Source organism: Senegalimassilia faecalis (genome assembly GCF_004135645.1).
In the GTDB taxonomy this organism is placed as follows: domain Bacteria; phylum Actinomycetota; class Coriobacteriia; order Coriobacteriales; family Eggerthellaceae; genus Senegalimassilia; species Senegalimassilia faecalis.
Map to the genome: position 1 here is coordinate 38,394 of NZ_SDPW01000001.1, position 25,422 is coordinate 63,815.

At 60.0% G+C, this 25,422-nt stretch carries 16 protein-coding genes and 5 tRNA genes; 18 read left to right on the top strand and 3 right to left on the bottom strand.

Going from position 1 to position 25,422, the window contains the following annotated elements; genetic code table 11:
- The first annotated feature begins 64 nt into the window (after positions 1–64).
- The 18 genes from secG (at position 65) to ET524_RS00250 (ending at position 19,302) form a co-directional block, all read left to right on the top strand.
- Positions 65–322, top strand: a complete 258-nt coding sequence (gene secG, locus ET524_RS00160) for a preprotein translocase subunit SecG (protein WP_129422819.1) — start codon at positions 65–67, stop codon at positions 320–322.
- Between the two features lie 77 nt (positions 323–399).
- Positions 400–488 (top strand) — tRNA-Leu (locus ET524_RS00165).
- 556 nt (positions 489–1,044) lie between these two features.
- Positions 1,045–1,119: transfer RNA gene (locus ET524_RS00170), tRNA-Val, on the top strand.
- 129 nt (positions 1,120–1,248) lie between these two features.
- Positions 1,249–1,324: transfer RNA gene (locus tag ET524_RS00175), tRNA-Gly, on the top strand.
- Positions 1,325–1,386: 62 nt separating this feature from the next.
- A tRNA-Cys gene (locus ET524_RS00180) sits at positions 1,387–1,460 on the top strand.
- Positions 1,461–1,486: 26 nt separating this feature from the next.
- A tRNA-Gly gene (locus tag ET524_RS00185) sits at positions 1,487–1,562 on the top strand.
- A gap of 238 nt (positions 1,563–1,800) precedes the next feature.
- Positions 1,801–4,677, top strand: coding sequence for an excinuclease ABC subunit UvrA (uvrA, locus tag ET524_RS00190; protein WP_129422820.1), 2,877 nt, complete (start codon positions 1,801–1,803; stop codon positions 4,675–4,677).
- 88 nt (positions 4,678–4,765) lie between these two features.
- Entirely contained in the window at positions 4,766–6,337 is a 1,572-nt protein-coding gene (locus tag ET524_RS00195; protein WP_201738574.1) for a GNAT family N-acetyltransferase, read from the top strand.
- 128 nt (positions 6,338–6,465) lie between these two features.
- On the top strand, positions 6,466–6,999 hold the full coding sequence (locus tag ET524_RS00200) for a GNAT family N-acetyltransferase (RefSeq protein ID WP_201738575.1): 534 nt from the start codon (positions 6,466–6,468) through the stop codon (positions 6,997–6,999).
- 84 nt (positions 7,000–7,083) lie between these two features.
- Positions 7,084–8,220: a hypothetical protein gene (locus ET524_RS00205; RefSeq protein WP_129422821.1), complete on the top strand. Its 1,137-nt coding sequence runs from the start codon at positions 7,084–7,086 to the stop codon at positions 8,218–8,220.
- 570 nt (positions 8,221–8,790) lie between these two features.
- A complete protein-coding gene (locus tag ET524_RS00215) occupies positions 8,791–12,000 on the top strand; it encodes a molybdopterin-dependent oxidoreductase (RefSeq protein WP_331270603.1) in 3,210 nt (1,069 codons plus the stop codon).
- Between the two features lie 12 nt (positions 12,001–12,012).
- Positions 12,013–12,951 (top strand): 4Fe-4S dicluster domain-containing protein, encoded by a 939-nt coding sequence (locus ET524_RS00220; RefSeq protein ID WP_129422824.1) that lies wholly within the window; start codon positions 12,013–12,015, stop codon positions 12,949–12,951.
- Positions 12,951–13,715: a cytochrome b/b6 domain-containing protein gene (locus ET524_RS00225; protein WP_129422825.1), complete on the top strand. Its 765-nt coding sequence runs from the start codon at positions 12,951–12,953 to the stop codon at positions 13,713–13,715. The genes ET524_RS00220 and ET524_RS00225 overlap by 1 nt, the downstream gene beginning before the upstream one ends.
- Positions 13,716–14,005: 290 nt before the next feature.
- Positions 14,006–14,923, top strand: a complete 918-nt coding sequence (locus ET524_RS00230) for a formate dehydrogenase accessory protein FdhE (protein WP_129422826.1) — start codon at positions 14,006–14,008, stop codon at positions 14,921–14,923.
- Positions 14,924–15,260: 337 nt separating this feature from the next.
- Positions 15,261–15,521 (top strand): twin-arginine translocase TatA/TatE family subunit, encoded by a 261-nt coding sequence (gene tatA, locus ET524_RS00235; RefSeq protein WP_129422827.1) that lies wholly within the window; start codon positions 15,261–15,263, stop codon positions 15,519–15,521.
- 251 nt (positions 15,522–15,772) lie between these two features.
- Entirely contained in the window at positions 15,773–17,188 is a 1,416-nt protein-coding gene (locus tag ET524_RS00240; protein WP_236648218.1) for a helix-turn-helix transcriptional regulator, read from the top strand.
- A 26-nt stretch (positions 17,189–17,214) separates the two neighbouring features.
- Complete coding sequence (murB, locus tag ET524_RS00245) at positions 17,215–18,144, top strand: UDP-N-acetylmuramate dehydrogenase (RefSeq protein ID WP_129422829.1); 930 nt, start codon at positions 17,215–17,217, stop codon at positions 18,142–18,144.
- Positions 18,145–18,201: 57 nt separating this feature from the next.
- Positions 18,202–19,302 (top strand): nucleoid-associated protein, encoded by a 1,101-nt coding sequence (locus ET524_RS00250; protein WP_129422830.1) that lies wholly within the window; start codon positions 18,202–18,204, stop codon positions 19,300–19,302.
- A 131-nt stretch (positions 19,303–19,433) separates the two neighbouring features.
- On the opposite strand, the gene ET524_RS00255 is transcribed toward ET524_RS00250, so the two are convergent.
- The 3 genes from ET524_RS00255 to ET524_RS00265 all read right to left on the bottom strand — a co-directional run bounded on the left by ET524_RS00255 (position 19,434) and on the right by ET524_RS00265 (position 25,402).
- Positions 19,434–21,218 (bottom strand): ABC transporter ATP-binding protein, encoded by a 1,785-nt coding sequence (locus ET524_RS00255; RefSeq protein WP_129422831.1) that lies wholly within the window; start codon positions 21,216–21,218, stop codon positions 19,434–19,436.
- A gap of 7 nt (positions 21,219–21,225) precedes the next feature.
- The gene (locus ET524_RS00260) at positions 21,226–23,391 is read right to left on the bottom strand and encodes a HelD family protein (protein ID WP_129422832.1); all 2,166 of its coding nucleotides are present in this window, start codon (positions 23,389–23,391) and stop codon (positions 21,226–21,228) included.
- A 94-nt stretch (positions 23,392–23,485) separates the two neighbouring features.
- A complete protein-coding gene (locus tag ET524_RS00265) occupies positions 23,486–25,402 on the bottom strand; it encodes a heavy metal translocating P-type ATPase (RefSeq protein ID WP_129422833.1) in 1,917 nt (638 codons plus the stop codon).
- Between the last annotated feature and the right edge of the window lie 20 nt (positions 25,403–25,422).

A 25,422-nucleotide genomic window follows, 5' to 3' on the forward strand; every position in this document is an offset into this window, starting at 1 on the left:
CGCGGGCTGCTTTAGCTATACTTCAAGACTTGCATACGTAGTTTTCGAGTGAAAGTGGCAATACGTGAGTCCTCTTTTGATCATCCTCATCGCCTTGCTGGTTATTTCCGGCCTGGGCCTCATCATCTTCATTCTGCTGCATTCGGGCAAGGGCACGGGCATTTCTGACATGATCGCAAGCTCCGTGTACTCGTCTCAAACGGGCACCAGCATCGTTGAGAAGAACCTCGACCGTATCACCATCATCTTCGCAGTGGTGTTCCTGCTGTCGCTTATCGCGCTGATGATCGTGTATCCTTCGGGCTCCATTGCCACGCGCTAAATTTTTTTGAAATTGGGGCTTGGCAGACGGTAAACGTTCCGTTATAGTAAACGTCGTTGCTTTTCAAGCAATCTTTTGTCGGAGTGGTGGAACGGCAGACACGCAAGCTTGAGGTGCTTGTGCCCATTACTCGGGTGTGCGGGTTCAAATCCCGCCTCCGACACCAACTGTTCAGAGACGGCCGAAAGGTCGTCTCTTTTTGTATTGCAAGAACATTCGCTATTGTTCAGAATCCGTTTCGGCGGCTTTTTGCATCGCTTGCTATTCGTTGCGCTTTATCCCGGTTGATAAGGCCGATGGTATCCATTCGACAATTTTTGCTTGTCTATAAAGCTGAAAGCATCCTGTGAATGTTGTTTCCCAATTGAGCGAATGAGGGAAGCGGGCGCCACGCGATAAGAGGCACGGTTGACGATCGCCTTGGTTGGATGTCGGTCCTATATTTTGCGAAGGCCTTGTCAGCGATTCATGCCTCCATCAAAGATGATGCTCGGAATGTCGGTGCCCCTTGCTTTCTGTGCCGAAACGACTCTGCTTTCGCTTGCTTTGAATAGTTATGCTGCATAGGAAACGAACGCTGACCTGGTATTTCTTGAAAAAGTTGATATCTGTTGCAAAAAAAGTTCCAACTTTTTCAAAAAAGGGGGTTGCCAGAATCTCTCGTTCCGGTATTATATCTCCTTGCCGACGCGCCCAAGGCGCTGAAGCAAACCACTGGATGTGGGCGTTTAGCTCAGGGGGAGAGCGCTTCCCTGACACGGAAGAGGTCACAAGTTCAAATCTTGTAACGCCCACCATGCAATTGCAAGCCAGAGGAAATATCTTACCCTCTGGCTTTTATATTGCAAGGAAGTCCTCTTGAAAAGAAATTTTCAAATTGGGACTTGCATCCATTCGGAAGTTGAGTTATCATACTTCCTCGCGATGCGGACATGGCTCAGCTGGTAGAGCATCACCTTGCCAAGGTGAGGGTCGCGGGTTCGAATCCCGTTGTCCGCTCCATTGTCTTAGCTGAGCTGGTCAGGAAACTGGCCAGCTCTTAATAAGACGAAAGACGCCAGGATGGCGACGTGGCCAAGTGGTAAGGCAGAGGCCTGCAAAGCCTTCACCCCCGGTTCGAATCCGGGCGTCGCCTCCAAAAAGAGGCACTTGAAAGTTTAATATGCGGACATGGCTCAGCTGGTAGAGCATCACCTTGCCAAGGTGAGGGTCGCGGGTTCGAATCCCGTTGTCCGCTCCATGAATTTTTAAGCGATCGGTGTTCCGGTCGCTTTTTTGATTTACGAGGTTGTTTTCTTCCACGTGTCGTTGCGATTGATCGCAATAGTTTGTGCGAATGCCCTACTTATTTACCGGTAGGAATCTCATCGACATGAATCGCCCGCTCATAAAATATGTGGCGCCCAATTTCTCATATACAAACACCTGTTCGTATGATAGGATACCACCGAACCATAAGCGTGAAAGGCTGGAGCAGCATGAGCCAAAATGCAATCGTTATCAAAGGCGCCCGCGAACATAATTTAAAAAACGTTGATGTTGAGATTCCTCGTGACAAGCTTGTTGTTATTACGGGTCTGTCCGGCAGCGGTAAGTCGAGCCTGGCGTTCGACACCATGTATGCGGAGGGGCAGCGTCGCTATGTCGAAAGCCTTTCGAGCTACGCGCGCATGTTCCTTGGCCAGATGAGCAAACCTGACCTTGATAGCATCGACGGTCTTTCTCCAGCTGTGTCCATCGACCAGAAAACGACGTCGCGCAATCCTCGCTCGACGGTGGGCACCACCACGGAGATTTACGACTATCTGCGTTTGCTGTATGCCCGTGTCGGCGTTCCTCACTGCCCTGATTGTGGGCGCGTTATCAAGAAGCAAACCACCGATCAGGTAACCGACGATATCCTTGCACTTGACCCAGGTGCAAAGGCCATCATCATGGCGCCGGTTGTTGCGGGCCGAAAAGGTGAGTTCACGAAGCTGTTCGCCGATTTGGCTCACGAGGGCTTTAGCCGCGTGCGCATCGACGGCGAAATCGTGCGTTTGGATGGCGAGCCTCGCACGCTGAACAAAAAGATCAAGCACTTCATTGATGTGGTCGTCGATCGCGTGCAACTGAAAGAAAGCGCAACCGGGCGTATTGCAGAAGCGGTCGAGCTTGCCACGAAACTTGCCGAAGGCCGCGTGTTGGTGCAGGTTTTAGGGCCCGATGGTAAGCCACAGGGTGAAGCCGGTGGCTCGTCTAGCGGAGCGAAAGGCGGTCTAGGTGCTGGCGAGCATCTGTTCTCGCTTGCTCTGGCATGCCCTGAGCACGGGCATTCTATGGATGAGCTTCAACCTCGCGACTTCAGCTTTAATGCTCCGTATGGCGCTTGCCCTGATTGCTCGGGAATCGGTAGCCGCGAAGAAGTTGACCCGTCGCTTGTGGTACCCGATCCTTCACTGACACTGGCGCAAGGTGTTATTGCGCCGTTCAAGAATGGGAACTATTACCCGCAGGTGCTGCGCGCGGTCGCTTTGCATATGGGCTGCGATGAAAACACCCCGTGGGAAGATATGCCTAAGAAAGTTCAGAAGGCGTTGCTGCACGGCTTGGGCGACGAAAAGGTGCGCGTCGACTACACCACGGTTGATGGTCGCAACACATATTGGTTCCTAGAATGGGAAGGCGCGTTGGCGGCGGTCATGCGTCGTTACCAAGAGGCGCAAAGCGATACCCAGCGCGAGAAACTGCAAAGCTATTTCGCTATCGTGCCGTGCCCGACGTGCGGCGGAAAGCGCTTGAAGCCCGAAATCCTTGCGGTTACGGTGGGTGGCAAATCAATTCACGAGATTTGCGAGATGAGCGCCGTTGACTCGCTCGAATTCTTCCAGGGGTTGCACTTTTCCGGTCAGCAGGGCAGCATCGCGAACCCTATTGTCAAGGAGATTGTCGCGCGCTTGAAGTTTCTCGTTGACGTGGGCCTTGACTACCTTACGCTCGAGCGCGCAACAGCAACGCTGTCGGGCGGCGAAGCGCAGCGCATCAGGCTTGCCACGCAAATCGGCGCTGGCCTGATGGGCGTGCTGTACATTCTGGACGAGCCTTCTATCGGTTTGCATCAACGCGATAACGAGCGGCTTATTGCCACGCTTGAGCACTTGCGCGACCTGGGAAACACCGTCATCGTTGTCGAGCATGACGAGGATACTATCCGCGCGGCTGATTATGTTGTGGACATGGGCCCTGGGGCGGGCGAGCGCGGCGGCCAGGTGGTGGCGTGCGGCACGCCTGAAGAGGTGGCGCAGACGCCTGGTTCCATGACGGCGGACTACTTGTCCGGCAGGCGATCGATTCCTGTGCCTGAGAAGCGTCGCAATCCGCGTCGTGGTTCGTTGAAGCTGACGGGTGCGTGCGAAAACAACCTGAAAAACGTGACGCTTTCGGTGCCGTTCGGCACGTTCACGGTCATTACGGGTGTGTCGGGCAGCGGCAAAAGCTCGCTTATCACCGACACGCTTGCTCCGGCGTTGGCGAACCGCGTCAACCATGCGCATCGACGCACGGGCGGCTATAGGAAGATTACCGGCGTCGAGAACATCGATAAGGTTATCAACATCGATCAAAGCCCCATCGGCCGCACACCGCGAAGCAATCCTGCAACCTATATCGGCCTGTGGGACGATATACGTGCGCTGTTCGCCAGCACGCAGGAGAGCAAAGCCCATGGTTATGGCCCCGGGCGATTTAGCTTCAACGTCAGCGGTGGGCGTTGCGAAGCCTGCAAGGGCGATGGCCAGATCAAGATCGAGATGCATTTCCTCCCCGACATCTATGTGCCGTGCGAGGTGTGCGAGGGCAAACGCTATAACCGCGAGACGCTGCAGGTGACGTATCGTGGGAAGAACATCTCGGAAGTGCTTGACATGACCGTTGAAGATGCGCTCGTGTTCTTTGAGAACATCCCCGGTATCAAACGTAAGCTGCAAACCCTGTACGATGTGGGGCTTGGATATATTCGCCTTGGCCAGCCCGCTACAACGCTTTCGGGCGGCGAAGCGCAGCGCGTGAAGCTTGCAAGCGAGCTGCATCGCCGTCAGACAGGCAAGACGTTCTATATTTTGGACGAGCCCACTACGGGGCTTCATTTCGAGGATGTGCGGCAGCTTTTGGTGGTTTTGCAGCGGTTGGTGGATGCGGGCAACACGGTGCTGGTGATCGAGCACAACCTTGATGTCATTAAAAGCGCCGACTACATTGTGGACTTGGGGCCCGAAGGCGGCGACCGCGGAGGCGCTATCGTGGCGCAGGGAACTCCTGAACACGTAGCTACTGTGAAGGAAAGCCACACCGGTAGATTCCTTGCGCGCATGCTGTAGAATAGCCGTCCCAATGAAATGGCGCCTGCATTAGCGGGCGTCATTTGACGTTATCGGTAAGTATCAGCATCTTGTAAAGGCAAGAGGCTTGGAAAGGAAAAACGTGTCGCAGGCGGCGGTGGTGCAAGGTCAGCATATGATGCGCGGAGTGGTGTTCGCGCTGATAGGAGCTGTGTGCTGGGGGTTTTCGGGAACGTGCGCCCAATTGCTTATGAACCAGTACGGCGCTCCCTCCGATTGGATCACCTGCGTGCGCATGCTGCTCTCTGCCGTGTTCTTCCTAGGCGTTGCCATCGTCAAGGATTGGCGCGCGCTTGCGGCGCTGTTTCGCGACGTCCGCTCCGTCATCGGCATCGCGGTGTTCGCCGTCTTCGGTATCGTGCTGTGCCAGATGAGCTATCTCAACGTTATCCACTACACGTCTGCGGGCGTGGGAACCACGCTTGAGCAGCTAGGCCTTGTCCTTATCATGCTGTGGACGTGCTTGCGCAAGCATCGGCTTCCGAACGTGCGCGAAGTGCTGGGGCTTGTCTTGGCGCTGTTCGGGTTGGTGCTGATTGCAACCCAGGGCGATATCAGCCGATTGGCGGTTTCGCAAGAAGGGCTGTTCTGGGGCATGATGTCTGCCGTGGCGTTGGCGTTGTACACGCTTATGCCGGTGAAGGTGCTGGCGAAATGGGGTTCTATGCTGGTGACGGGCTTCGCCATGCTGTTCGGCGGCGTTGCGTTGACGCCTGTTGTGCAGCCTTGGAACGTCCCCATGGAGCTTTCGGCCGGGGCGTTTGGAGCGTTTGCCGCCATTGTGCTGGTTGGAACCTGCGCTGCGTACATGCTGTACCTGCAGGGCGTGAACGACTGCGGTCCGGTGAAGGCGGGCTTGCTGTGCGCGGCCGAGCCGGTGTCCGCCATGGTGCTTGCCGTCGTGTGGCTGCGCGACCCGGTTTCGGCATGGGATATCGCGGGGTGCATCTGTATTCTGCTTATGATCGTTATGGTTACCGAGCTTAAACCGAAAGCTGTCCCTGCGCCGGTTGCGGCCGACGTTGCGGGCGTCGAGGCGCCGGCTTACGTGCAGGATCCTCCGGTGTTTGCTGGCCGTGCATCGGTGCTTGGCTACTACAAAAGTCGTCCTGCCACCATGGACGATTTCAAGCGCGTGCAAACGTTGCTTGATGAAGCGCACGAGACGTATGCGCAGCTCGGGATCGACGAAGGGAAGTATAAGAAGTACCCCTCGGCTCGCCGTTTGACGCACAGCATCAAAAACGGTACCACTCATGTGGTGGAAAACGCGCTCGGGCAGCTTATCGCCGTGTACGCCGTGTCGTTTGCGCCTGATAAGAACTATGCGCGCGGGATTCACGGCGCCTGGCTGACCGATACGGCTGCCGAGCCTCAAAAGTACGCGGAATTGCATTGGGTTGCGGTTGATCGGCCGGCGCGCAGGCGCGGTGTCGGCTCGTTCATCCTTGACCGCGCTGCGCATATCGCGCGAGACGGGGGAAGGGCAAGCATCCGCGCAGACATCTATCCGGAAAACGAGCCCATGCGCTGGTTGCTAGAAAAACGCGGCTACAAGTTCTGTGGCACGCTGATGGTGAAAGACACGTTTGGGCGGGAAAAGCCGCGTTCGGCGTACGAATTGGTGTTTCGCGCATAGCAAATCGAAACAGTTTGGTTGCAGTTGCCGGAAATGCCGGTAGGGACGCAGCGGCCGAGGAGTACCATGGGAACGCCTTGTTCGGGCATGGGGAGATCGCCGGTTTTCGGCTGAAAGTAGGAGCGGTTATGACAATGCAGTTCCGTCTTGCGACGCGAGACGATCTTGAGGGGATTTGGAACGTTCTCATGGACGGTAAGGCCGTTTTGGGAAAGCTGGGCATCGACCAGTGGCAGGGGTCGTATCCCTCGCGCGACGTCGTGCTTTCCGATATTGATGCAGGGTATTCCTATGTCGTTGAGGAGGATGGCGTCATCATCGCGACGGAGGCCATCACCTTCAACGGCGAAAAGGTGTATGACTGCATCGATGGCGTCTGGCTTACCGATTCCACCAGCGCCGCTCCTCGTTATGCGGTGCTGCATCGCGTGGCGTCGCTGAGCACTCAGTCTGGTCGCGGTTTGGGGCGCATGCTGCTTGCATCGGGCCTGCAGGTTGCTCGAGAGCGTGGCAGCGAAAGCGTGCGCATTGAAACGCATCCCGCAAACGGCCCTATGCTGAAGCTTATCGAGCGTAGCGGCTTCACGCGTTGCGGCATCATCACCATCGACCATGCGGAAGGCGGCATTCCTGAGCGTGTTGCTTTCGAGGCCGTTTTGTAGCGTTTATGCACGACAATTTGTAATCTTCGCGCGCGTCCGCCGTCGGTTGGAGCCGCAACGAAAGCTTTGCCTATACTGATATCCATGTCTACGAGAACTCGCGAAAAACAAGCGCTCGGCGTATTCGCCGTGCTAATCGTCCTGAGCCTTTTAGGGCTGGGGTGGTACCTTGTTGCGGGCCATTCGTGGAACGTTGCCGCCTCGACCATCGACGAGAAGGTCGGCCAGATGGACGGTTACGTTGCACTGGTGTACTCGGGAACCGTGTTGCCCGATCCCGAAGAGGTGGCAAGCGCTTCTTCGCCGAAAAGCGCAGACGGGGATTCGGCTGCGGGGCGGAGCGAAAGCTCCCCATCGCGATCGGTGTTCGATTCGCTGACATCGGCTTCGAAAAGGTCCGCCTCTTCGAGTTCGACGATGGGGGATATGCGCTCGGACGAGGCTTCTGGGTTCACATCCGACGTGGCCGGCATTGCCGCCCCCGTGGTTTCAGACGACGAGGATTCCGCCGGCCGGTCTGCTTCTGCAGCTGCTGGCGCTTCGACCCCCTCTTCCCTTACCGGCGAGATGGAGTCTTATGCTGACGCTTCTCAAGACTCTTCTGCTGAAGATGCGGATGCCGATAAACGCGTTGCTGCTTTTTCGGATGATGGCTCGGCTCCTTCGGCTGAAGGAGACAGCGCTGCAGATGGCGCTAGCGCCGTCGATGACGATTCTGCAGCCGCGGTATCCGGCTCGTTGTCTGATGACGCTTCCTCGGATATGGCGTCGAGCGGCCGCAAGGCGCTGGTGTCTCCGAAAGCCAATCCCGTGGAACCGGAAAGCGTGCGCGACAGCTACCTGGAAAAGGGCGCGCAGGTGCTTGTGCTCGACACGAAGCACCCTTCGGTCTACGAGGACGGCATGATCGTGAAGCGTGGCTCGAAACGCATCGGCGTGTTCTCCGTGGATGTGCCGCTGTCGGAAGAGGCGGCGCAAGAGCGGCTCGATTACTTTAAAGAAGCTAAAGTCGACGTTGTCGTGTGCATTGCTTCGGTACGCTCATATGTGCGCAATGCCACGGGCATCGATGTGGTGGTGACGTTGCAAGACGACGTGTCCACCATGGGCACCAACGCGAACGGCACGTTCTACGTCAACGCACCGAGCATCGATTCGGTTGGCGCGGTGCTGCTTTCCCCGAACAACGTTGTTTCCGCAAAGGTTGTGGACAGCCTGTAGGTAATCGTTGTGCCTACAACGGGTTTGGTTCGCATTTGATGCGCGGGCGTCCAATGGGCAGCAAAGACAATCGGTTCTGCCTCGATGGCGCGGCCCGGTTTTTCTCGCGATTGCCAGCAAATCGCTAGCTAAAATACTCCCGAGGTCCTTTCTCTATGTATCAATATCGCATTCCTTGATACGGTTTGATACGGAACTGACTTATACAGAATCGCTATTTTGTCCTGGAAATTTCTATTATCCTTATTCCAGGTGGATACAAACTCTCAATTTAGGCCACTCTTGTACCCTTATCTGGCGAAATCAGGGAAATAGTCCTTTATGACCCCCTGACCCTAAAGGGGTTATTTTGCTCGAATGTTGTTCAAACGCTGCCATTTATCCAAGTTGTGTCAAAACCGTATCACTTTTTCCTCTATCATCGTCATTCGGTTACGTGCGTGCACGGCGCGTGGCCCGCGCACTGCGTCCAGCGCACTCCTGCCGCGACCTCCAGTCGGCAAGAGGGCACTGCGCAGCTTCGCAACAGAACAAAGACGAGTGCAAGACGAGTAGGAAAGGAGTGAGGACATGAACCTGTCACGCAGGGGCTTCTTTCAAGCCACTGGTGCCGCGTTGGCTACGACGATGGCGTTCGAGCTTTCCTCGCAGACCCAGGCGTTCGCGTCTGAGTCCAAGGAAGATTGGAAGCTGGTTAACACCGAAGAGTACACGAGCATCTGCTGCTACTGCGCAGGTGGTTGCGGTTCTCTGCTTTCGGTGCGCGACGGCGAGCTGATCAACCTGGAAGGCGACCCGGACCATCCCATCAACGAAGGCGGCCTGTGCCCGAAGGGCGCGACGATGTTCCAGCTGCGCAACGTCGTCGATCCCGAAACGAAAGAGGTCATCAAGAACCCGAAGCGCGTCACGCGCCCGCTGGTTCGTCGTCCCGGTGCTTCCGATTGGGAAGACATCACGTGGGAAGATGCCATCGCTGAAATCGCGCGCAAGGTCAAGGACACGCGCGACGCCTCGTTCATCGAGAAGAACGAAAACGGCCTGACGGTGAACTACACGCCGGCCATCGCAAGCCTGGGCGGCTCCCAGGAAAACTCCGAGGAGGAATACCTGATCCTCAAGATGATGCGTTCCTTGGGCGTCATCGCCATCGACAATCAGGCTCGTGTTTGACACGGCCCCACTGTTGCCGGTCTGGCAGCTTCATTCGGTCGTGGCTCCATGACGAGCCATTGGTGCGACTTCCAAAACACCGACGTTATCTTGAACTGCGGTTCGAACTCCGTTGAAAACCATCCCGTCAGCGCGCTGTGGCTTGAGAAGGCCCACGAGCAGGGCGCTAAGTGGATCGTTGTCGACCCGCGTTACACCCGTACCGCCGAGCAGGCGGACATCTGGTGCCCCATCCGTTCCGGCACCGATATCGCGTTCTACGGTGGCATGTACAACTACATCATCGAGAACCTCATCGAGCCTGGCCTGGCGAAGTACCTGGCCGACGGCGATATGAGCGAGTACAACTTCGAGTATCTGCTCAACTACACCAACGCTTCCTACATCCTTGACCCTGAATACGAATTCGATCCCGCAACGGGTCTGTTCAGCGGTTGGAACGAGAAGACCAAGACGTACAACGTGCACAGCTGGCACTATGAGACCGAGTCCACCGAGGACTGGGACACCAGCGAAACCGGCGCCTACTCTTGGGTCACGAAGCCCGGCACCCCTGAATTCACCACGCCGACGCTGACGAACCCGAAGAAGGACATGACGCTGCAGGACCCCATGTGCGTCTACCAGCAATTCAAGAAGCACTATTCTCGTTACACGCTTGACACCGTTTCCGGTATCTGCGGCATGGACAAGGACGTTCTTGAACTCGTCTACAAAACCTATACCTCTACTGCCAAGCCTGGCAAGGCCGGTACCGTGCTGTACGCCCTGGGCCAGACGCAGCACACCTATGGCGCTCAGAACACCCGCGCCATGTGCATCATGCAGCTGCTGCTTGGCAACATCGGCGTGCCCGGCGGCGGCGTGAACGCGCTGCGCGGCGAGCCGAACGTGCAGGGCGCCACGGACATGGGCATGATGGTGAACGAGCATCCTGCCTATCTGAAGTGGGCAAACACCACCGATCGCTCCAGCCTGCGCAAGTGGCTGGAGTCCCAGACGTACTCCGACGGCTACTATACGAACAAGCCGAAGTTCATCGTTTCCTCCCTGAAGGAATGGTTCGGCGAGAACGCTACCGTTGAGAACGACTACGGCTACGACTGGTGGCCGAAGGTTCCGTCCGAGACGGGTGCCGTGGACTACACGCACATCTCCACGTTCGAGCTCATGCAGCAGGGCGTCATCAAGGGCTACTTCAACTGGGGTATGAACCCCTGCCACTCGGCCCCGAACGCCGGCAACGTGCGCCGTTCCATGGCCAACCTTGATTGGCTGGTTGTTGCCGATCAGGTCATCACCGAGTCAGCCAGCTTCTGGAAGGCCCCGGACATGAACCCGGCCGACATCGACACCACGGTCTACTACCTGCCGTGCGCGCTGATCTACGAGAAGCCGGGCATCATCCTGAACTCCGGCCGCTGGATCCAGTACCGCTACCAGGCGTGCGAGCCGTGGGACCAGGCGAAGCCCGACTACGAGATGTGCGACCTCATCTGGACCGCCATCTGCGATTTGTACCGCAAGGAAGGCGGCGCGAACCCCGACCCCATCCTGAAGACGAAGTGGGACTACTACGTGGACGGCAAGATGGACCCGCGCCCCGTGGCCTGGGCGCTCAACGGCTACCGCGTGGCCGGCACCGATTGCAACTGCGATTCGAAGAACCCGAAGACCGACCTGCTCACCGGCTATGCCGAGCTGGGCGCCGACGGTTCCACCGCATGCGCCATGTGGATTTACTCCGGCATGTGGAGCAACAACAAGGCGCCGCTTGACCCGGCCGAGCAGCCGCTGTGCCGCCGCAGCACCGAGGACAAGTCCGGCATCGGCCTGAATTCCGAATGGGCGTTCAGCTGGCCGTCGAACCGCCGCATCCTGTACAACCGCAACAGCTGCGATATGCAGGGCAAGCCGTGGAACGCCGACAAGAAGCTCATGGAGTGGACGGGCGAGAAGTGGGATCTGGTCGACCAGGCCGACTTCGTTGCCGCCAAAGACGGCAAGCCGGTTCCGCCGAACAACAAGACGTTCTTCATGCTGTGGGAGCAGAAAGCCCGCCTGGAGAGCTACGGCATGGTCGACGGCCCGCTGCCTGAGCACTTCGAGCCGTTCGAGTCCCCGTGCGACGACAACCCGCTCAACGGCGCGTTCCAGAACCCCTGCGCGTTCGGCGTGAACTACGCATCCACGAAGCAGGGCACGAAGGAGCAGTACCCGATCGTCGGCACCACTTACTCGGTGACCGAGCATTGGCAGACCGGCGGCCAGACACGTCTGTGCCCGTCGCTGGTGGAATCCATGCCTTCGCAGTTCGTCGAGATGAGCGAAGAGCTTGCCGCCGAGAAGGGCATCAAGAACGGCGACGAGGTGCGCGTGTTCAACAACCGCGGTTCTGTTGTGGTTCCGGCCCTGGTCACGAAGCGTTTCGCGCCCATGATCGTCAACGGCAAGATGCAGCATCAGGTGGGCCTCACGCACCACTTCGGCTGGGCCGATTTGTACGGCACCGGCGACGTGGTGAACGATCTGACGCCGAACGTCGGCGACCCGAACTCGTTCACGCCCGAATACAAGGCGTTCCTCGTGGACATCGAGAAGGCATAGGAGGGATAGAACATGTCTGAAAAAGCAATCTACTTCGATTCCTCCAAGTGCACCGCTTGCAAGGGCTGCCAGGTTGCTTGCAAGTGCTGGAACAACCTTCCGAGCCCCTTGGGCACGAACGAGACGAAATGGTCGGGCACGCACCAGAACCCGGCCGACATCAACGGCAACACCCGCTTGATCGTCACGTTCAACGAGCTTGCCGGCGACAGCAAGATCAAGCCGGTGAAGTGGGCGTTTGGCCGTCGTGCTTGCCAGCACTGCACCGATGCTCCTTGCGCCACGGTGTGCCCTGGCGGCGCGCTTGTGCGCAATGAGGACACCGGCTTCGTCGAGGTGCACCAGGACAAGTGCGTGGGCTGCCAGTACTGCCACAGCGTGTGCCCGTTCGACGTGCCGCGCTACGAGTCCAACGGCCTGCTTGACAAGACCGTTATCGATAAGTGCACCGGTTGCGCCGACCGCGTGTCCCACGGCATGGCTCCGGCCTGCGTATCCACGTGCCAGCCGAATGCTCTGCAGTTCGGCGACCGCGACGAGATGATTGCCAAGGGCAAGGAAAAGGTCGAATGGCTGCATGAGAACGGCTATCCGGATGCTTGCCTGTTCGGCGAGAACGAGATGGGCGGCCTGCACGTCATCCAGGTGCTGAAGTACGGCATCGAGGCCCATGGCCAGGTTGCCGACCCGCAGGTGCCCGCAACGGCGCAGCTGACCCAGATCATGAAGCCGGTCACCGGCGCCCTGACGGGCCTGACCGTCGTCGGCTTGGCTGCCATGTTCGGCCTGGCCGTCGGCTACAAGCGCGATACGCTGGCGTACAACCCCGAGACCGAGGATACGGTGTCGGTTGTCACGGGCGACGTCGTGCAGCATGGCGACCCGCAGGACGACAAGTCTGTTGTTGAGCACATCACCGAGAATCTGCCATTCGGGAAGGGAGGCAAATAATGAGCCATACCGTTACCGTTTCCGCGGAAGCTCGTGCCAAAGACGATGCGTTCCTGAAGGACCGCAAGGCTTCCGGCAAGCAGAAGTACATCGTCCGCCACTCGAAGCAGGCGCGCATCACGCACGGCGTCACGGTCATCGCCTGCATCCTGCTGTGCATTTCCGGCCTGTTCGTGTTCGTGCCGCAGCTGACTCAGGCCGTCGGTGCTGACACGGTGTTCGCCATCCGCATGAGCCATCGCGTGATCGGCTGCATCTTCGTGCTGGTGCCGCTTATCAGCGCTATCCTAGCGCCGAAGGGCGTGGTCCGCATCTTCAAGAACCTGTTCGCTAAGTGGAACAGCGATGACAAGAAGTGGATGATGCTGTTCTTCCCGTACCTGTTCATGGCGAAGTGGATTCACATGCCCGACCAGGACGAGGTGAAGTCCGGCCAGCGCTTCGCTGACGGCATGCTGTGGTTTGCCGGCGCGCTTATGGCTGTGACGGGCCTCATCCTGATGCTCGGTTCCACCGTGTTGAACCTGGGCACGGGCTATGGCGTGGTGCTGTTCCTGCACGACTTGGGCTTTTTGCTCATCGCCGTGTTCGGCTTGGCCCACATCTTCCTGGGCGGTGGCATCTTCCAGCCGTACCGTGGTACGTACAAGCTTATGTTCGGCAATGGCCTGGTGTCCGAAGCCGACGCTCTGTACCACTGGGGTCACTGGGCTCGTAAAGAGCTGACCAGCGGCGAGAAGGTTGTTGAGAAGAACGCGAAATAGTTCTTCTCGCGGCATGAAATAAGGATGGGCGGCCTGAAGCCAGACCGCCCATCTAACCGGTAGCCCGGTGCTTCGCAGACATTCCTGCGCCTGAGCGCTGGAGTGAGCGCCGTGCTACCGTTTATGCATTCTATAGCTTGTTGGCAAATAGATGGATGACGAATCGGGTTCTTCCATCCATTTGGCAACATGAGCCGGCCTTACGGCGAACACCTGCGCATTCGGGTTTGTTCGCGGCGGTAAGCTGGCATTGTCAAACAAGGCGGAAACAACGAGAACGAGGTTGGACGATGAACCTGAAGCTGGCGGATGCGGCTATTGCCGCGTATGAACCGAAGCTGTCCGAGTCGGAAGCCGCGCGTCTGCGCTTCTTTCGCACGCTGTGGGGTGTTCAGGACGAGCTGCAGCACGAGTATCCGAACGCGGTTGCGTACGAGGTTCCGCAGGCAGCGGATTTGAAGGCCTGCTCCGAGGTCGAGCAGCCCACCATGCGCGCGTATCCCGTTTCGTTTGATAGCGAAGCACTGGTGGATGGCGTGGCCCGTATGGCGGCGGCCATGGCGCTGTTCGACGAGTTCGATCAGTCGTCGCGCGATGCGCTTGCGGGCGTGCGCTGGGACCGCATGGTTGCCGCTTCCGACGTGAAGCTTGCGGGCACTGATCCCGCGGCGTATGTTGATGCGTTCGTGGGGTTGCTTTTAGATGATGGCCTGAGCGAGGATGCCGCTCGCATGGGCGCGGCGGCTGTTTCGCTGTCGTTGCGCGCATTTTTGGAGCCCATGGCGCAGGCGGTGCAGCAGGCGCGTAGCGACAACGGCGTCGACAAGCCGTATCCCGTGCATTGCCCGGTATGCGGTTGCGAGGCTTCGGTGGCGCACGTGGGCACCGTCGGCACCAAGACGAAGGGCCGTGGACGTGCGCTGTGGTGCGCGCAGTGCGGCTGCGTGTGGGATTTCGAGCGCGTGCGTTGCGCCCGTTGCGGCACGCAGAACCAGGGCCACTTGCACTTTTATAACGTGGAGGGCGACGACGACCATCGCATTGCCACGTGCGACGAGTGCGGCGGCTACGTGCGCACGGTGTACGAGGAGGACACGCCTCAGGCGGCGCTGTACCCGTTCAGCTTCGAGGTTGAGGACGTTATCATGGCCAAGCTCGACCTGATTGCGTACCGTCAACTTGTTGCGCAGGAGCAGCAGGAAGGCTAGGCACGCGCTAGACGCGCGTGAAAACGGCTCGCTTTCACGGTTTCGCGAAACTGTTTGATAGAAGGCCCCATCGAGTTTTACTCAGTGGGGCCTTTTGCTTGCATGACATGTTACGCGATGATGAACTGGGAAAACAAGATTTGTACGTACTTTGCATGACAATCATTTTTTGCCAATACGTACAAATTCACGGGTTTGCATGATAGACGCTTCGGTGCGCGGAGGGCATGATTCGATGTGTTGAAACGAGCTGGCGAAAAGGTCGCCGGCCATAACGGCAAGCGATACTGCTCGAACGCGGTTCGCGCCGCGTGCGAGCGAATCAAAGGAGAATCACATGAAGTTTTTGGGCATGGGCGTTCCCGAGCTGCTTATCATCCTGGTCGTTGTTCTTTTGATCTTCGGTCCTAAGAACCTTCCCAAGCTCGGCAGCGCTATCGGCAAGTCCGTGAAGAGCCTGCGCGACGGCATGTCCTCCGACGAAGGCAAGCCCGAGATCGAGCTTGACGAGGACGAGGAAGTGGAAGTGCCGCAGCCGAAGAAAAAGCAGGCTGTGAAAGCCGCCAAGAAGGCTCCGGCCGAGGATTCCGTCGAGTAACCTTACAAGGTATTTCCTGCGCTTTCAGACGAGGCGCAGCGTAACAGCAAACCGTCAAACGCCTGCGCATTTCGCGTGGGCGTTTGACGTTTCTGGGCTGATGTTCGGGCCCGGGCGGCGGTTGCGGGCGCCCGGGCTGTTACACTGGGGGCATGTCGAAACTTGCTACCTCTCATACCGCCCCGCCGGCGTCTTCCGCGGTTCGCTTGAAGCTGCGCACGCTGCTTGGATATGCCTGCAACCAGGCGTTCATGTTCTCCCTTTTCTACATGGGGTGGAACAGCGCGCTGTGCGTTGGCGGCGTAACATTCGAGCGCGTGGACCTGCTGGTGACGCTGCTTTTGTGCGCGGGCTCGCTGACCGTCATGCGCATGCTGACGCGCCGCGTGCGCGACGTGCTGCTGTCGCGCAACTTCATTTGGTGCTATGCCGTGCTGCTGGCAATCGGCTCGTCCGTTTCGCTTCCCGCTGAATACGGCATCGTTTCGTTTTCGCTTGAGGGCTTGCTGGTGGGCATGCCGTTTGCCTGCATGCTTGCGGCGTGGGGACGCGCCTTGGCCGCTCGGCCGCATGGTGAAACCGCGCGCGGCGTGCTGCTTGCCACGGCCGTCGCCGCGGTGTTCGCGTTTTTGCTGCTGCTGGTCTGCTCGGTGCAGCCGTGGGCTTTAGCCGTTGCCAACCTGCTTCCGTTTGCCAGCGCCTGGGCGCTTGCCGGCGCGGCGCCTTTGTCAGGGGATGCTGCGGCATCGCAAGGCTCAGACGCCGCTGCGAAAGATGCGCAAAGCCAGACGGGCGCGGGCTTCTCGTTTGGGCAGCTGCTGGCAACGAAGCAGCAGCGCGCTGAAACCGCCCGCATTTCGCGCAAGGTCATTGCCGGCGCGGCTCTGTTCGGTTTGTCGGGCGGCCTGATGGAGACGTACGCGTCTGACCCTGGCATGATTGCCACGCCCACGTTCGCCGCTACGTTGCTGCTGCTGGCGCTGTTCTGCGCCGGGTCACTGCAGGTGGTGGGGACCCCGGGCAGGCGCGGGCAGTCGCAAAGCGAGGTCAGCTCGCTTTTGGTGGGCGTGTACCGCATCGCGCTTTTGGTGATGATGGCGGGCTATCTGTTCATGCCCGTGCTCGAGCCGTTCGGCGTGCCGGGCGACTCCATCGTGCTGGCGGGCTATCTGGGGCTTACGGCCGTGCTTGTGTCGCTGTTCATTTTGACGGCGAAGCTGACGGGCATGGACGGCGCCCTGTCGTTCTCGCGCGGTTTCGCGGCGCTGTACTTCGGCGAAGCGTTCGGCCTGGCGTTGGGAAACGCGCTGGAGATTGTTTCCCCGTCGGGCAACATGCCGTTTGCCGTTGCCTCGTGTGCGGGGCTTGCCACGCTGTATGCGTACGTGTTCCTGTTCACGGAAAGCGACTTCATCGCGCTGTCGTGCATCGCGAAGCAAGCCGATCGCTTCGAGGACGCGTGCCGAGCCATCATCGAGCGGTACAAGCTGTCGAAGCGCGAGTCGGAGATTCTGCCGCTGGCGTTGCGCGGCCGCACGGGCGAGCGCATTGCGTCCGAGCTGTTCATCGCGAAGAGCACGGTGGACACGCACCTGCGCCGCATCTATGGGAAATGTGGCGTGCACAGCCGTCAGGAGCTTATCGATTTAAGCGAGCGGCAAACGTAAGATTTCATTTCGGGTAAGGAGTCTTCATGACGAAGATTGACGCTACGTTGACAGAAGCGCTGCGCGGTATTGTCGGCCCTGAGGCCGTTCGCGTCGACGCGCCTATGAGCGAGTTGACCACGTTTCGCATCGGCGGTCCGGCTGCCGTGGTCGTCGAGCCTGCAACGGCCGATGAAGCGGCGCAGGTGCTGGTCGCGTGCCATGCGGCTGGCGCCGAGGTTCGCGTGCTGGGCTTGGGAAGCGACTTGCTGGTGTCCGATGCTGGCGTGGATGCTGTGGTCGTGCGGCTTGCGCAACGCTTCTCGGGCATCAAGGTGCAAGGCACGAAGCTGTTCGTGGATGCGGGCGCTTCGAACGAGCAGGTGGCACAGGCTGCTCTGGCGGCCGGGCTTGCCGGCTACGAGTTCGCCAGCGGCATTCCGGGTACCATCGGCGGCGCGGCCATTATGAACGCGGGCGCCTACGGCGGCGAGTTTCGCGACGTGTGCTGCGGCTTGACGTGCGCTACGCCGGACGGCCGCATCGTTGAGGTGACTGCCTGGCAGGCGTGCTGGGGCTATCGCCATTCCATGATGGGGGATGAGGGCTGGATCGTGTTGGGTGCCGTGCTGCAGCTGCACCCCGATAGCGCCGCGTCCATCCGCGCGCGCATGGACGACCTTGCGGCGCGCCGAGCGGAAAAACAGCCGCTTGATATGCCCAGCGCCGGCTCCACGTTTAAACGCCCGGCGGGGTATTTCGCGGGCAAGCTGATCCAGGATGCTGGGCTGCGCGGGTTTAGCGTCGGCGGCGCGCAGGTGTCGCAGAAGCACACGGGTTTCGTGGTGAATGCAGGCGGCGCCACCGCCGCTGATGTGCGCGAGCTTATCGCGCAGGTGCAGCAGCGCGTGTTCGAAAACGAAGGCGTGCGCCTTGATCCCGAGGTGCGCATGTGGGGATTTGCCGACGGGCAGTAAACGGTGCTGCGGCGTTGAGGCGGTTGTTCTACCAGGTGAAAGGTTGCAAGTAAGTCGATGTTCAAGATTAACCATGCCATTTTGCACGTGTTCGACTTCGTGTCGTGCGTGAACGTGTTCTCCGAAGATGAGCTTGACCTGACGAACAAGAACGTGAAGTCGTACGTGATGCGTATTGCACGTCATGCGCTTGGCGGCATGGACAACCGACGTGGCGAGTTTTTCGCCGATAGCGGGTTCGCTGCCGAGTTGACGGCGTATTTCAAGGGCGAGCGCACGTTCGTGGACTTGTCGGTGCAGGTGGCCCAGTTCATGTCCGAAGAGCTGGGGCGTATGGAGAATCCCGCCTCGTGCGACTTGCTGGTGGTCGACTTCGAGGACCAGGAAAAGCCGCCGGCCATGCCTCCCATTCCCGATGATGCCACCGAAGAGGAGATTGCTGCCGCTACTGCCGCCGCGGAGGCTGCGGCGTACAATGCGCGCAGCGAGCACTACTTCGGGTTGCTGCTGCTTGAAAGCAAGCCCGCGTTCATGCACGAGGTGGGACATGGCGAAGACGGTGCCACGCGCAACAACATCGAGCGTCACCACGCCATTTTGCCGAACCCTTCGCAGAAGATCGCCTCGTTTGCCCTGGTGAACGCTCGTACCATGGCCGTGCAGTTCGTGGATAAGCCGCGCGAGATTGCAGGCGAGGAACGCTGGCTTATTCCCGATGGGCTGCTTCAGTGTTCGAACGAGGCGTCCAGCAAAGAGCTGTTCGATACCACCATGGGGCTTGTGGAAGAGGTTGCCGAGGAATTCGGCGTGAACTCGGCGGTGGCCATGGGTCGTGCAAAGGCGTACCTGGCCGAAAATGCCGACGATTCTGACGAGGTGCCGTTCGACGAGTTCGTGGACGAAGTGTTCGATGACGAAGGACCGCGCCGTCGTTTCGAGCAGGCTGCAGCCGACGAGCAGCTGGGGGAGCGCGTCTACATGGAGCGCGACGTGGCCAAACGCGTCAGCCGCAACCACAAGATCGTTACCGACACGGGCATCGTGTTGACGTTCCCGGCCGAATACAGCCACAACACCGAACTCATCGAGTTCAAAAGCACGCCGAACGGGCTGATTCAGATCGAGCTGAAGAATATCGGCAGCATCGAGAATCGATAGCGTTTGCCGAACGCGAGCGCGCGGGAGAAGTTGGTGTTGCGCTTCGCGCTCTTTTATCCGGGCCGAGCTTTCGCTCGGCCCTATGTTTTGGGCTCATCTCCGCTGGTGAAGCTGTTTTTTGACTTTATACCTTACTCTAGATAGGCGCCGGTTTGGCGGTCCCAGAGGTGGGCGTACTCGCCACCGACTTTGATGAGTTCGGCGTGCGGGCCGTCTTCGACCACTTTGCCGTGGTCGAGCACCACGATGCGGTCGAGGCTGGCAACCGTGGACAGACGATGCGCCACCACGATGCACGTGCGTCCGCGCATGAGCGTTTTCAGCGCGTCTTGCACCAGCGCTTCGCTTTCGGAGTCAAGCGCGCTGGTTGCCTCGTCAAGCACCAGCACGGGGCAGTCTGCCAGCAGCGCGCGGGCGATGGCCACGCGCTGACGCTGCCCGCCGGAAAGTTTCACGCCGCGCTCGCCCGTGATGGTTTCGAACCCTTGCGGCAGGTTCTCGATGAACTCCAGCGCGTTTGCCTGACGCGCCGCCTCGCGAATCTGCTCCATGGTGGCGTCGGGGCGGCCGTACGAGATGTTCTCGGCGATGGTGCGGTGGAACAGCAGCGCCTCTTGAGGCACGTAGGCGATGGAGCGGCGCAGGCTTTGCTGCGTGCAATCGGCCACGTTTTGGCCATCGATCAAGATGCGGCCGTCCTGGATGTCGGACAGGCGCAGCAACAGCTTCGTGAGCGTTGTTTTCCCCGCTCCACTCAAGCCGACCAAACCAACGCGTTGACCTGCGGGAATATGCAGGTTGAAATCATCGAAAACCGGAGTTTTCACGTTGCCATCGGTGTAATAGAAGCCGATGTTTTGAAAATCGATGGTGCCTTCGCGCACCACCATGGCGGGCGCGCCGGGCTTGTCGGCCACCAGGCGCGGCTCGTCGAGCGTTGCCGTCATGCCGGACGCGTCGCCGAACGCGCGGTTGAAGCGCTGCAGGCCGTTGTTGATGAAGTTGAACTGGTTCGTCGCAGTGTACGTGTACGTGAACATCATCACCAGCGTACCGGGCGTGATGCCGAACCACGCGTTGCCGCCGGCAATGAACACGGCAACCACGCTCATGATGACCACGGTGATGGCCGCCGTGATGATGCCGCGCGTTAGGCTTGCCCACATGCGCTTGCTGTCGCGTTCCACCACGTTGCGGTTGGCCTGGTCGAACAGCGCGCGCTCGTAGTCTTCGCGCCCCGATGTTTTCACCGCCAGGATGTTCGCCACCGAATCGGACAGCTCGCCTGACAGCTGGTTTTGCGCGCTGGCCGCTTTCTCGTTCAACGAAAGGATGCGCTTGTACATGTAGTACGACACGCACGCGTAGATGGCCAGCAGCACCATAAGGATGACTACGTACAGCGGCACGCGCGGCGCCAGGATGGCGCACGTGAAGATGACGGAGCACACTACGGGTAAAAACGGGAACGTGATGGTTTCAAGCAGCTGCTGGTAGGCGCTCATGAACTTGCTGGTTTGGCTGACCAGCGTGCCGCCGAAGCGGTTGGAATGGAAGCTCATGGACTGGTTGCACAGCGCGTCGAAGCTCATGGTGGCCAAATCGTACGCCGCGGCGATTTCCAGCTTGTACATGGTGTAATCCTGCAGCTTGCTGGCTGCCTGGCCCACCAAATTGATGGCGATAAGCGCCACAATGTAGGGACCGTACGTGGAAAACACCTGGTCGGAGGTGATGCTTCCCTCGCTTACGCGATCAACCACCAAGCTCATCACATAGGGGTTGCCATACGAAAGCAGTGCCACGAACAGAAACGTGGACGCCATCAAGGCCGCGAACAACCCCAGATGCTTGCGCGTGACCTGCCAATAGTAGTGCAGCGTGCGGCGCGTGGTCGAAGGTGCGTTGCGGGACATGGCTCTCCTAGTTCGCGAAATCAAGCAGCGGCGTGAAGCTGCCGTTTGCCAGCAGCGTGATGGTGCGCGTTGCGCGGCTGATGGTGGTGTACAGGCGGTTTTGCGCCACGTGGTCGTCGGCGGGGAACAGCCCCGGCCCGGCGTCGGGCACGATGACGTGGTCGAATTCCAGGCCCTTCGCCAGCGGCAACGTTAGCGCCAGCACACCAGATGCCGGCAGACGCTGGCCTTCGTCGATGATACGCGGCATGTCGTCGCCCAGCAGGCGTGCCAACTTCTTCAGCTCGTGCTTCCAGGGAACCACCACGGCCGTCAACCCGTCGTTTTCACGCGCGCTTACGATGGCGGCGCGCAGTTCGCGCTCGTAATCATCCTGCGTGGGGCAGGCGATAAGCGCCGGCGGGGTGTCGGCGCGCTGCACGGCCGAGATGCTCATGCGCTCGTTTTCGGGCAGAAGGCCGGCGAACAGCGCGGTGATCTCGGGGGTGGAGCGGTAGCTGGTCAGCAGCTGGCATTCCTCGATGGAACCGCGCAGGCGGCGGAACACGGCGCGAATTTGCTCGTAGCTGGCTGTTTCGGGGCGGATGGCCTGGTGCGGGTCGCCCAGCAGCATGAAGTGAGCCCGGCGGAAGAAGCGGGCCATGACGGCAAGCTGGTCGGGCGTGTAATCCTGCACCTCGTCGATCATGACGTAGCGTGCATCGGGATTGCCCATGCCCGTGACGGCCATGTTCAGGTACAGCCATGCGCTTGCCGGCAGGTTCTCCACGCCCAGAAGGCGCATGCCGATGCGGTCGAGGCGCAGCCACTCGTCGCGCTCGATGGCCAGCACGGCGCCGGAGAAGCGTTCCTGCAGGTACGTAAGCGCGCAATCGCGGGCCTCTTGCTCGGTTTGCGGGTCGAACGGGGCGTTGAACAGGCGCACTTGCTCGTCAAGCGACAGACACAACAGCTCGTCCTGCACCGCCTCGGTGGCAGCCATCTGCTTCAGGCGCGCGTCCAGGCGACGGAACAGCTCTTCGCGCACCAGCGTCACCAGGTGCGGGCCGGCCGGTACGTTGGGGTACTTCTGCATCAGCTGCATGATGGCCGCGCCTGCTACCAGGCGCGTTCCGTAGAACGTGATGTCGCGGAAATCGTTCGGCTCGAACGTCAGGTGCTCCACGGCGTCGTCGATGCGCCACAAAAGCTCCAGCGGACACGCTTCGGCCTTCGGGTTGCGCCCGGCGGGCAGCAGACGCGCGGCGAACTCGCGGTACGTGATGGTTTCGGGGTTGCGCTCTCCCAGGTCGGGCAGCACGTTCTCGATGTATTTCGCGAACACGGGGTTCGGGCTGATCAGGAACACCTGGCGCGGGTCCAGATCGCCGCGGTTGCGGTAGAACAGGTAGGCGATGCGCTGCAGCAGCACGCTGGTTTTGCCGCTGCCGGCGATGCCCGCTACCAGAAGCGCCGGCACGTCCTTGTGGCGGATGATGAGGTTCTGCTCTTTTTGGATGGTGGCCGTGATGGCCTTCATGTGCTCGGAGCGCTGCGCCGAAAGCGACTGCAGAAGCAGCGAGTCTTCGATGGCCACGTCGGAGTCGAAGTAGGCGTGCAGCTGGTCGCGCTCCAGGTCGAACTGGCGGCGCGTCAGCAGGTTCACGTTGATGGTGCGGCCGTTGGCCACATACGACGTGGCGCCGTTTTCCTGGTTGTAGTACACCTCGGCCACGGGGCTGCGCCAGTCAACCACCATGCGGCGGTAATTGTCGTCGGCAACGCCGGCAAGCCCGATGTAGATGTCCTTCGCCGGTGCGCCCGGGCGCATCTCCAGGCTGATCTTCGCGAAATAGGGCTGCTCCAGCAGCTTGGCTGCCGCGGCCAAGCGCTCGCTGTCGGCGTCCTGCTCCAGGTTGTAGTCGCGGATGAGGTTGTTCAGCACCGCATAGTCGACGTAGGTTTCCTGCGCCTCGCCGTCGCTGGCGAAGTTGTGCTTCACCTCTTCTTGCATGTCGTCTTTATCCTGCGCGGCTTGCCAGCGCCGGCGCTCCATCTTCTCGGCCAGCGTTTTCGCCATGGCCTTCAGCTTGGCGTACGTGTCCAACAGGTGCGCCTGCTCCTGTTGGAAAACGGGGTCGTTGGCCGCCTCAGCTGCGGTTTCGTTCGTTTGTGCTTGCGTGTTGTCGGCCATGCGCCATCCCTTCGCTTGAAATTTCGGCATTCTATTCTAGCGAAGATGAGAAAAGCCCGCCCCGTGCGGGACAGGCTTTCCATAAGTTGGCTGTCTACTTCTTCAGCGAGTTCACGTTCATACAGCGCATGGCGTTGAGGATGGCTAGGATGGCCACGCCCACGTCGGCGAACACTGCAAGCCACATGTTCGCGATGCCTACGGCCGCCAGCACCAGCACTACGAACTTAACGCCCAGCGCGAACACGATGTTCTGCCACACGATGCGCATGGTGCGCCGTGCCAGGCGGATGGCGCGCGAGATGTTCGACGGCTTGTCGTCCATCAGCACCACGTCGGCGGCTTCGATGGCCGCGTCCGACCCCATGGCTCCCATGGCGATGCCCACGTCGGCGCGCGTGAGTACGGGCGCGTCGTTGATGCCGTCGCCCACGAATGCCAGATTCGCGCCGTCGGTTTGCGCGGCCAGCAGACGCTCGACCTGCTCGACCTTGTCGGCGGGCAGCAGCTGCGCGTGGAACTCGTCGATGCCCAGCTCTTCGGTAACGGCTTGCGCCACCTCAGCGCGGTCGCCCGTGAGCATGACCGTCTTGCGCACGCCTGCTGCATGCAGCCGCTCGATGGTTTCGGCCGCGTCGGGCTTCACCACATCGGCGATGACGATGTGGCCGGCGTAGGCGCCGTCGATGGCCACGTGCAGGATGGTGCCCACCAGCTCGCAATCCGTAAAGCTTGCGCCGTGGGCCGCCATAAGCTTGTCGTTGCCCACGAGCACCTCGCGCTCGTCGACGATGGCGGCAACGCCGCGGCCGGCCTCTTCGCGCACCTCCGAGATGCGCGCCTGGTCGATCTGCCCACTGTATGCCTGCTTCACCGACACGGCGATGGGATGGTCGGAGTACGATTCGGCGTGCGCGGCGAACGCAAGCAGCTCGTCGGGGTCCACGTCGTTTTCCGCGTGAACCGCCACCACGTTAAACGAGCCGTTCGTAAGCGTGCCCGTCTTGTCGAACACGACGGTGTCAACTTTCGCCAACGCTTCCAGGTAGTTCGACCCTTTCACCAGCACGCCCAGCTTGCTGGCGCCGCCGATGCCGCCGAAGAAACTCAGCGGCACGCTGATGACCAGGGCACACGGGCAGCTGACCACCAAAAACGTCAGGCCGCGGAAAATCCAGTCGCTCCAGGCGCCCATGCCCACAAGCGGCGGCACCACGGCGATGAGCGCGGCCAAGCCCGTGACGGTGGGGGTGTAGTAGCGCGCGAAGCGCGTGATGAAGTTCTCGGTTTTCGCTTTCTTCTCGGCGGCGTTTTCCACCAGCTCGAGGATGCGGCTGACGGTGGATTCGCCGAACGGCTTCGTGGTGCGCACGCGCAGCACGCCCGTCATGTTCACGCAACCCGAGATAACCTCGGCGCCCGCCTCCACGTGGCGCGGCACCGATTCGCCCGTCAGAGCGGCGGTGTCAAGCTGGCTTTCGCCTTCCTCGATGATGCCGTCGATGGGCACGCGCTCGCCGGGCTTCACCACGATGACGCTGCCCATGGCAACATCGTTGGGGTCGACCTCGCACAGTTCGCCGTCGCGCTCTACGTTCGCGCAATCGGGGGCAATGTCCATCATTGCGGCGATGTCCTTGCGCGATTTGCCGACGGCGTAGCTTTGGAACAGCTCGCCGACCTGGTAAAACAGCATGACGGCGCAGCCTTCGGCCATAGAAGGTTCCGCGTCGGGGAACGCGATCATGGCGAACGCGCCGATGGTGGCCACGGCCATGAGGAGGTTCTCGTCGAACACCTCGCCGGTTTTGATGTTCGTTGCCGCGCGCAGCAGCACGTCGTGGCCGGCGATAAGGTAGGGCACCAGGTACAGCACGAACAACAGGTAGACGCTGTTCGCGCGTCCCAGCCACGCTTCAAGCGGCAGCAGGTGCTCGGCGGCGAAGATGATGGCGAACAACACGAGCGCTATGATGATGCGCTTGCGCCATCTGCGTTGCTTTTTGTTCATGGTTCGGGTATCTTTCTGAA

Bases quoted from the DNA above. Each gene is read 5' to 3' on its own strand.
- ET524_RS00200 (WP_201738575.1), top strand. From the start codon at position 6,466: ATGACAATGCAGTTCCGTCTTGCGACGCGAGACGATCTTGAGGGGATT.
- uvrA (WP_129422820.1), top strand. From the start codon at position 1,801: ATGAGCCAAAATGCAATCGTTATCAAAGGCGCCCGCGAACATAATTTA.
- ET524_RS00240 (WP_236648218.1), top strand. From the start codon at position 15,773: ATGTTCTCCCTTTTCTACATGGGGTGGAACAGCGCGCTGTGCGTTGGC.
- ET524_RS00260 (WP_129422832.1), bottom strand. From the start codon at position 23,391: ATGGCCGACAACACGCAAGCACAAACGAACGAAACCGCAGCTGAGGCG.
- tatA (WP_129422827.1), top strand. From the start codon at position 15,261: ATGAAGTTTTTGGGCATGGGCGTTCCCGAGCTGCTTATCATCCTGGTC.
- ET524_RS00250 (WP_129422830.1), top strand. From the start codon at position 18,202: ATGTTCAAGATTAACCATGCCATTTTGCACGTGTTCGACTTCGTGTCG.
- ET524_RS00225 (WP_129422825.1), top strand. From the start codon at position 12,951: ATGAGCCATACCGTTACCGTTTCCGCGGAAGCTCGTGCCAAAGACGAT.
- ET524_RS00220 (WP_129422824.1), top strand. From the start codon at position 12,013: ATGTCTGAAAAAGCAATCTACTTCGATTCCTCCAAGTGCACCGCTTGC.
- ET524_RS00205 (WP_129422821.1), top strand. From the start codon at position 7,084: ATGTCTACGAGAACTCGCGAAAAACAAGCGCTCGGCGTATTCGCCGTG.
- ET524_RS00230 (WP_129422826.1), top strand. From the start codon at position 14,006: ATGAACCTGAAGCTGGCGGATGCGGCTATTGCCGCGTATGAACCGAAG.
- murB (WP_129422829.1), top strand. From the start codon at position 17,215: ATGACGAAGATTGACGCTACGTTGACAGAAGCGCTGCGCGGTATTGTC.
- ET524_RS00265 (WP_129422833.1), bottom strand. From the start codon at position 25,402: ATGAACAAAAAGCAACGCAGATGGCGCAAGCGCATCATCATAGCGCTC.
- ET524_RS00255 (WP_129422831.1), bottom strand. From the start codon at position 21,218: ATGTCCCGCAACGCACCTTCGACCACGCGCCGCACGCTGCACTACTAT.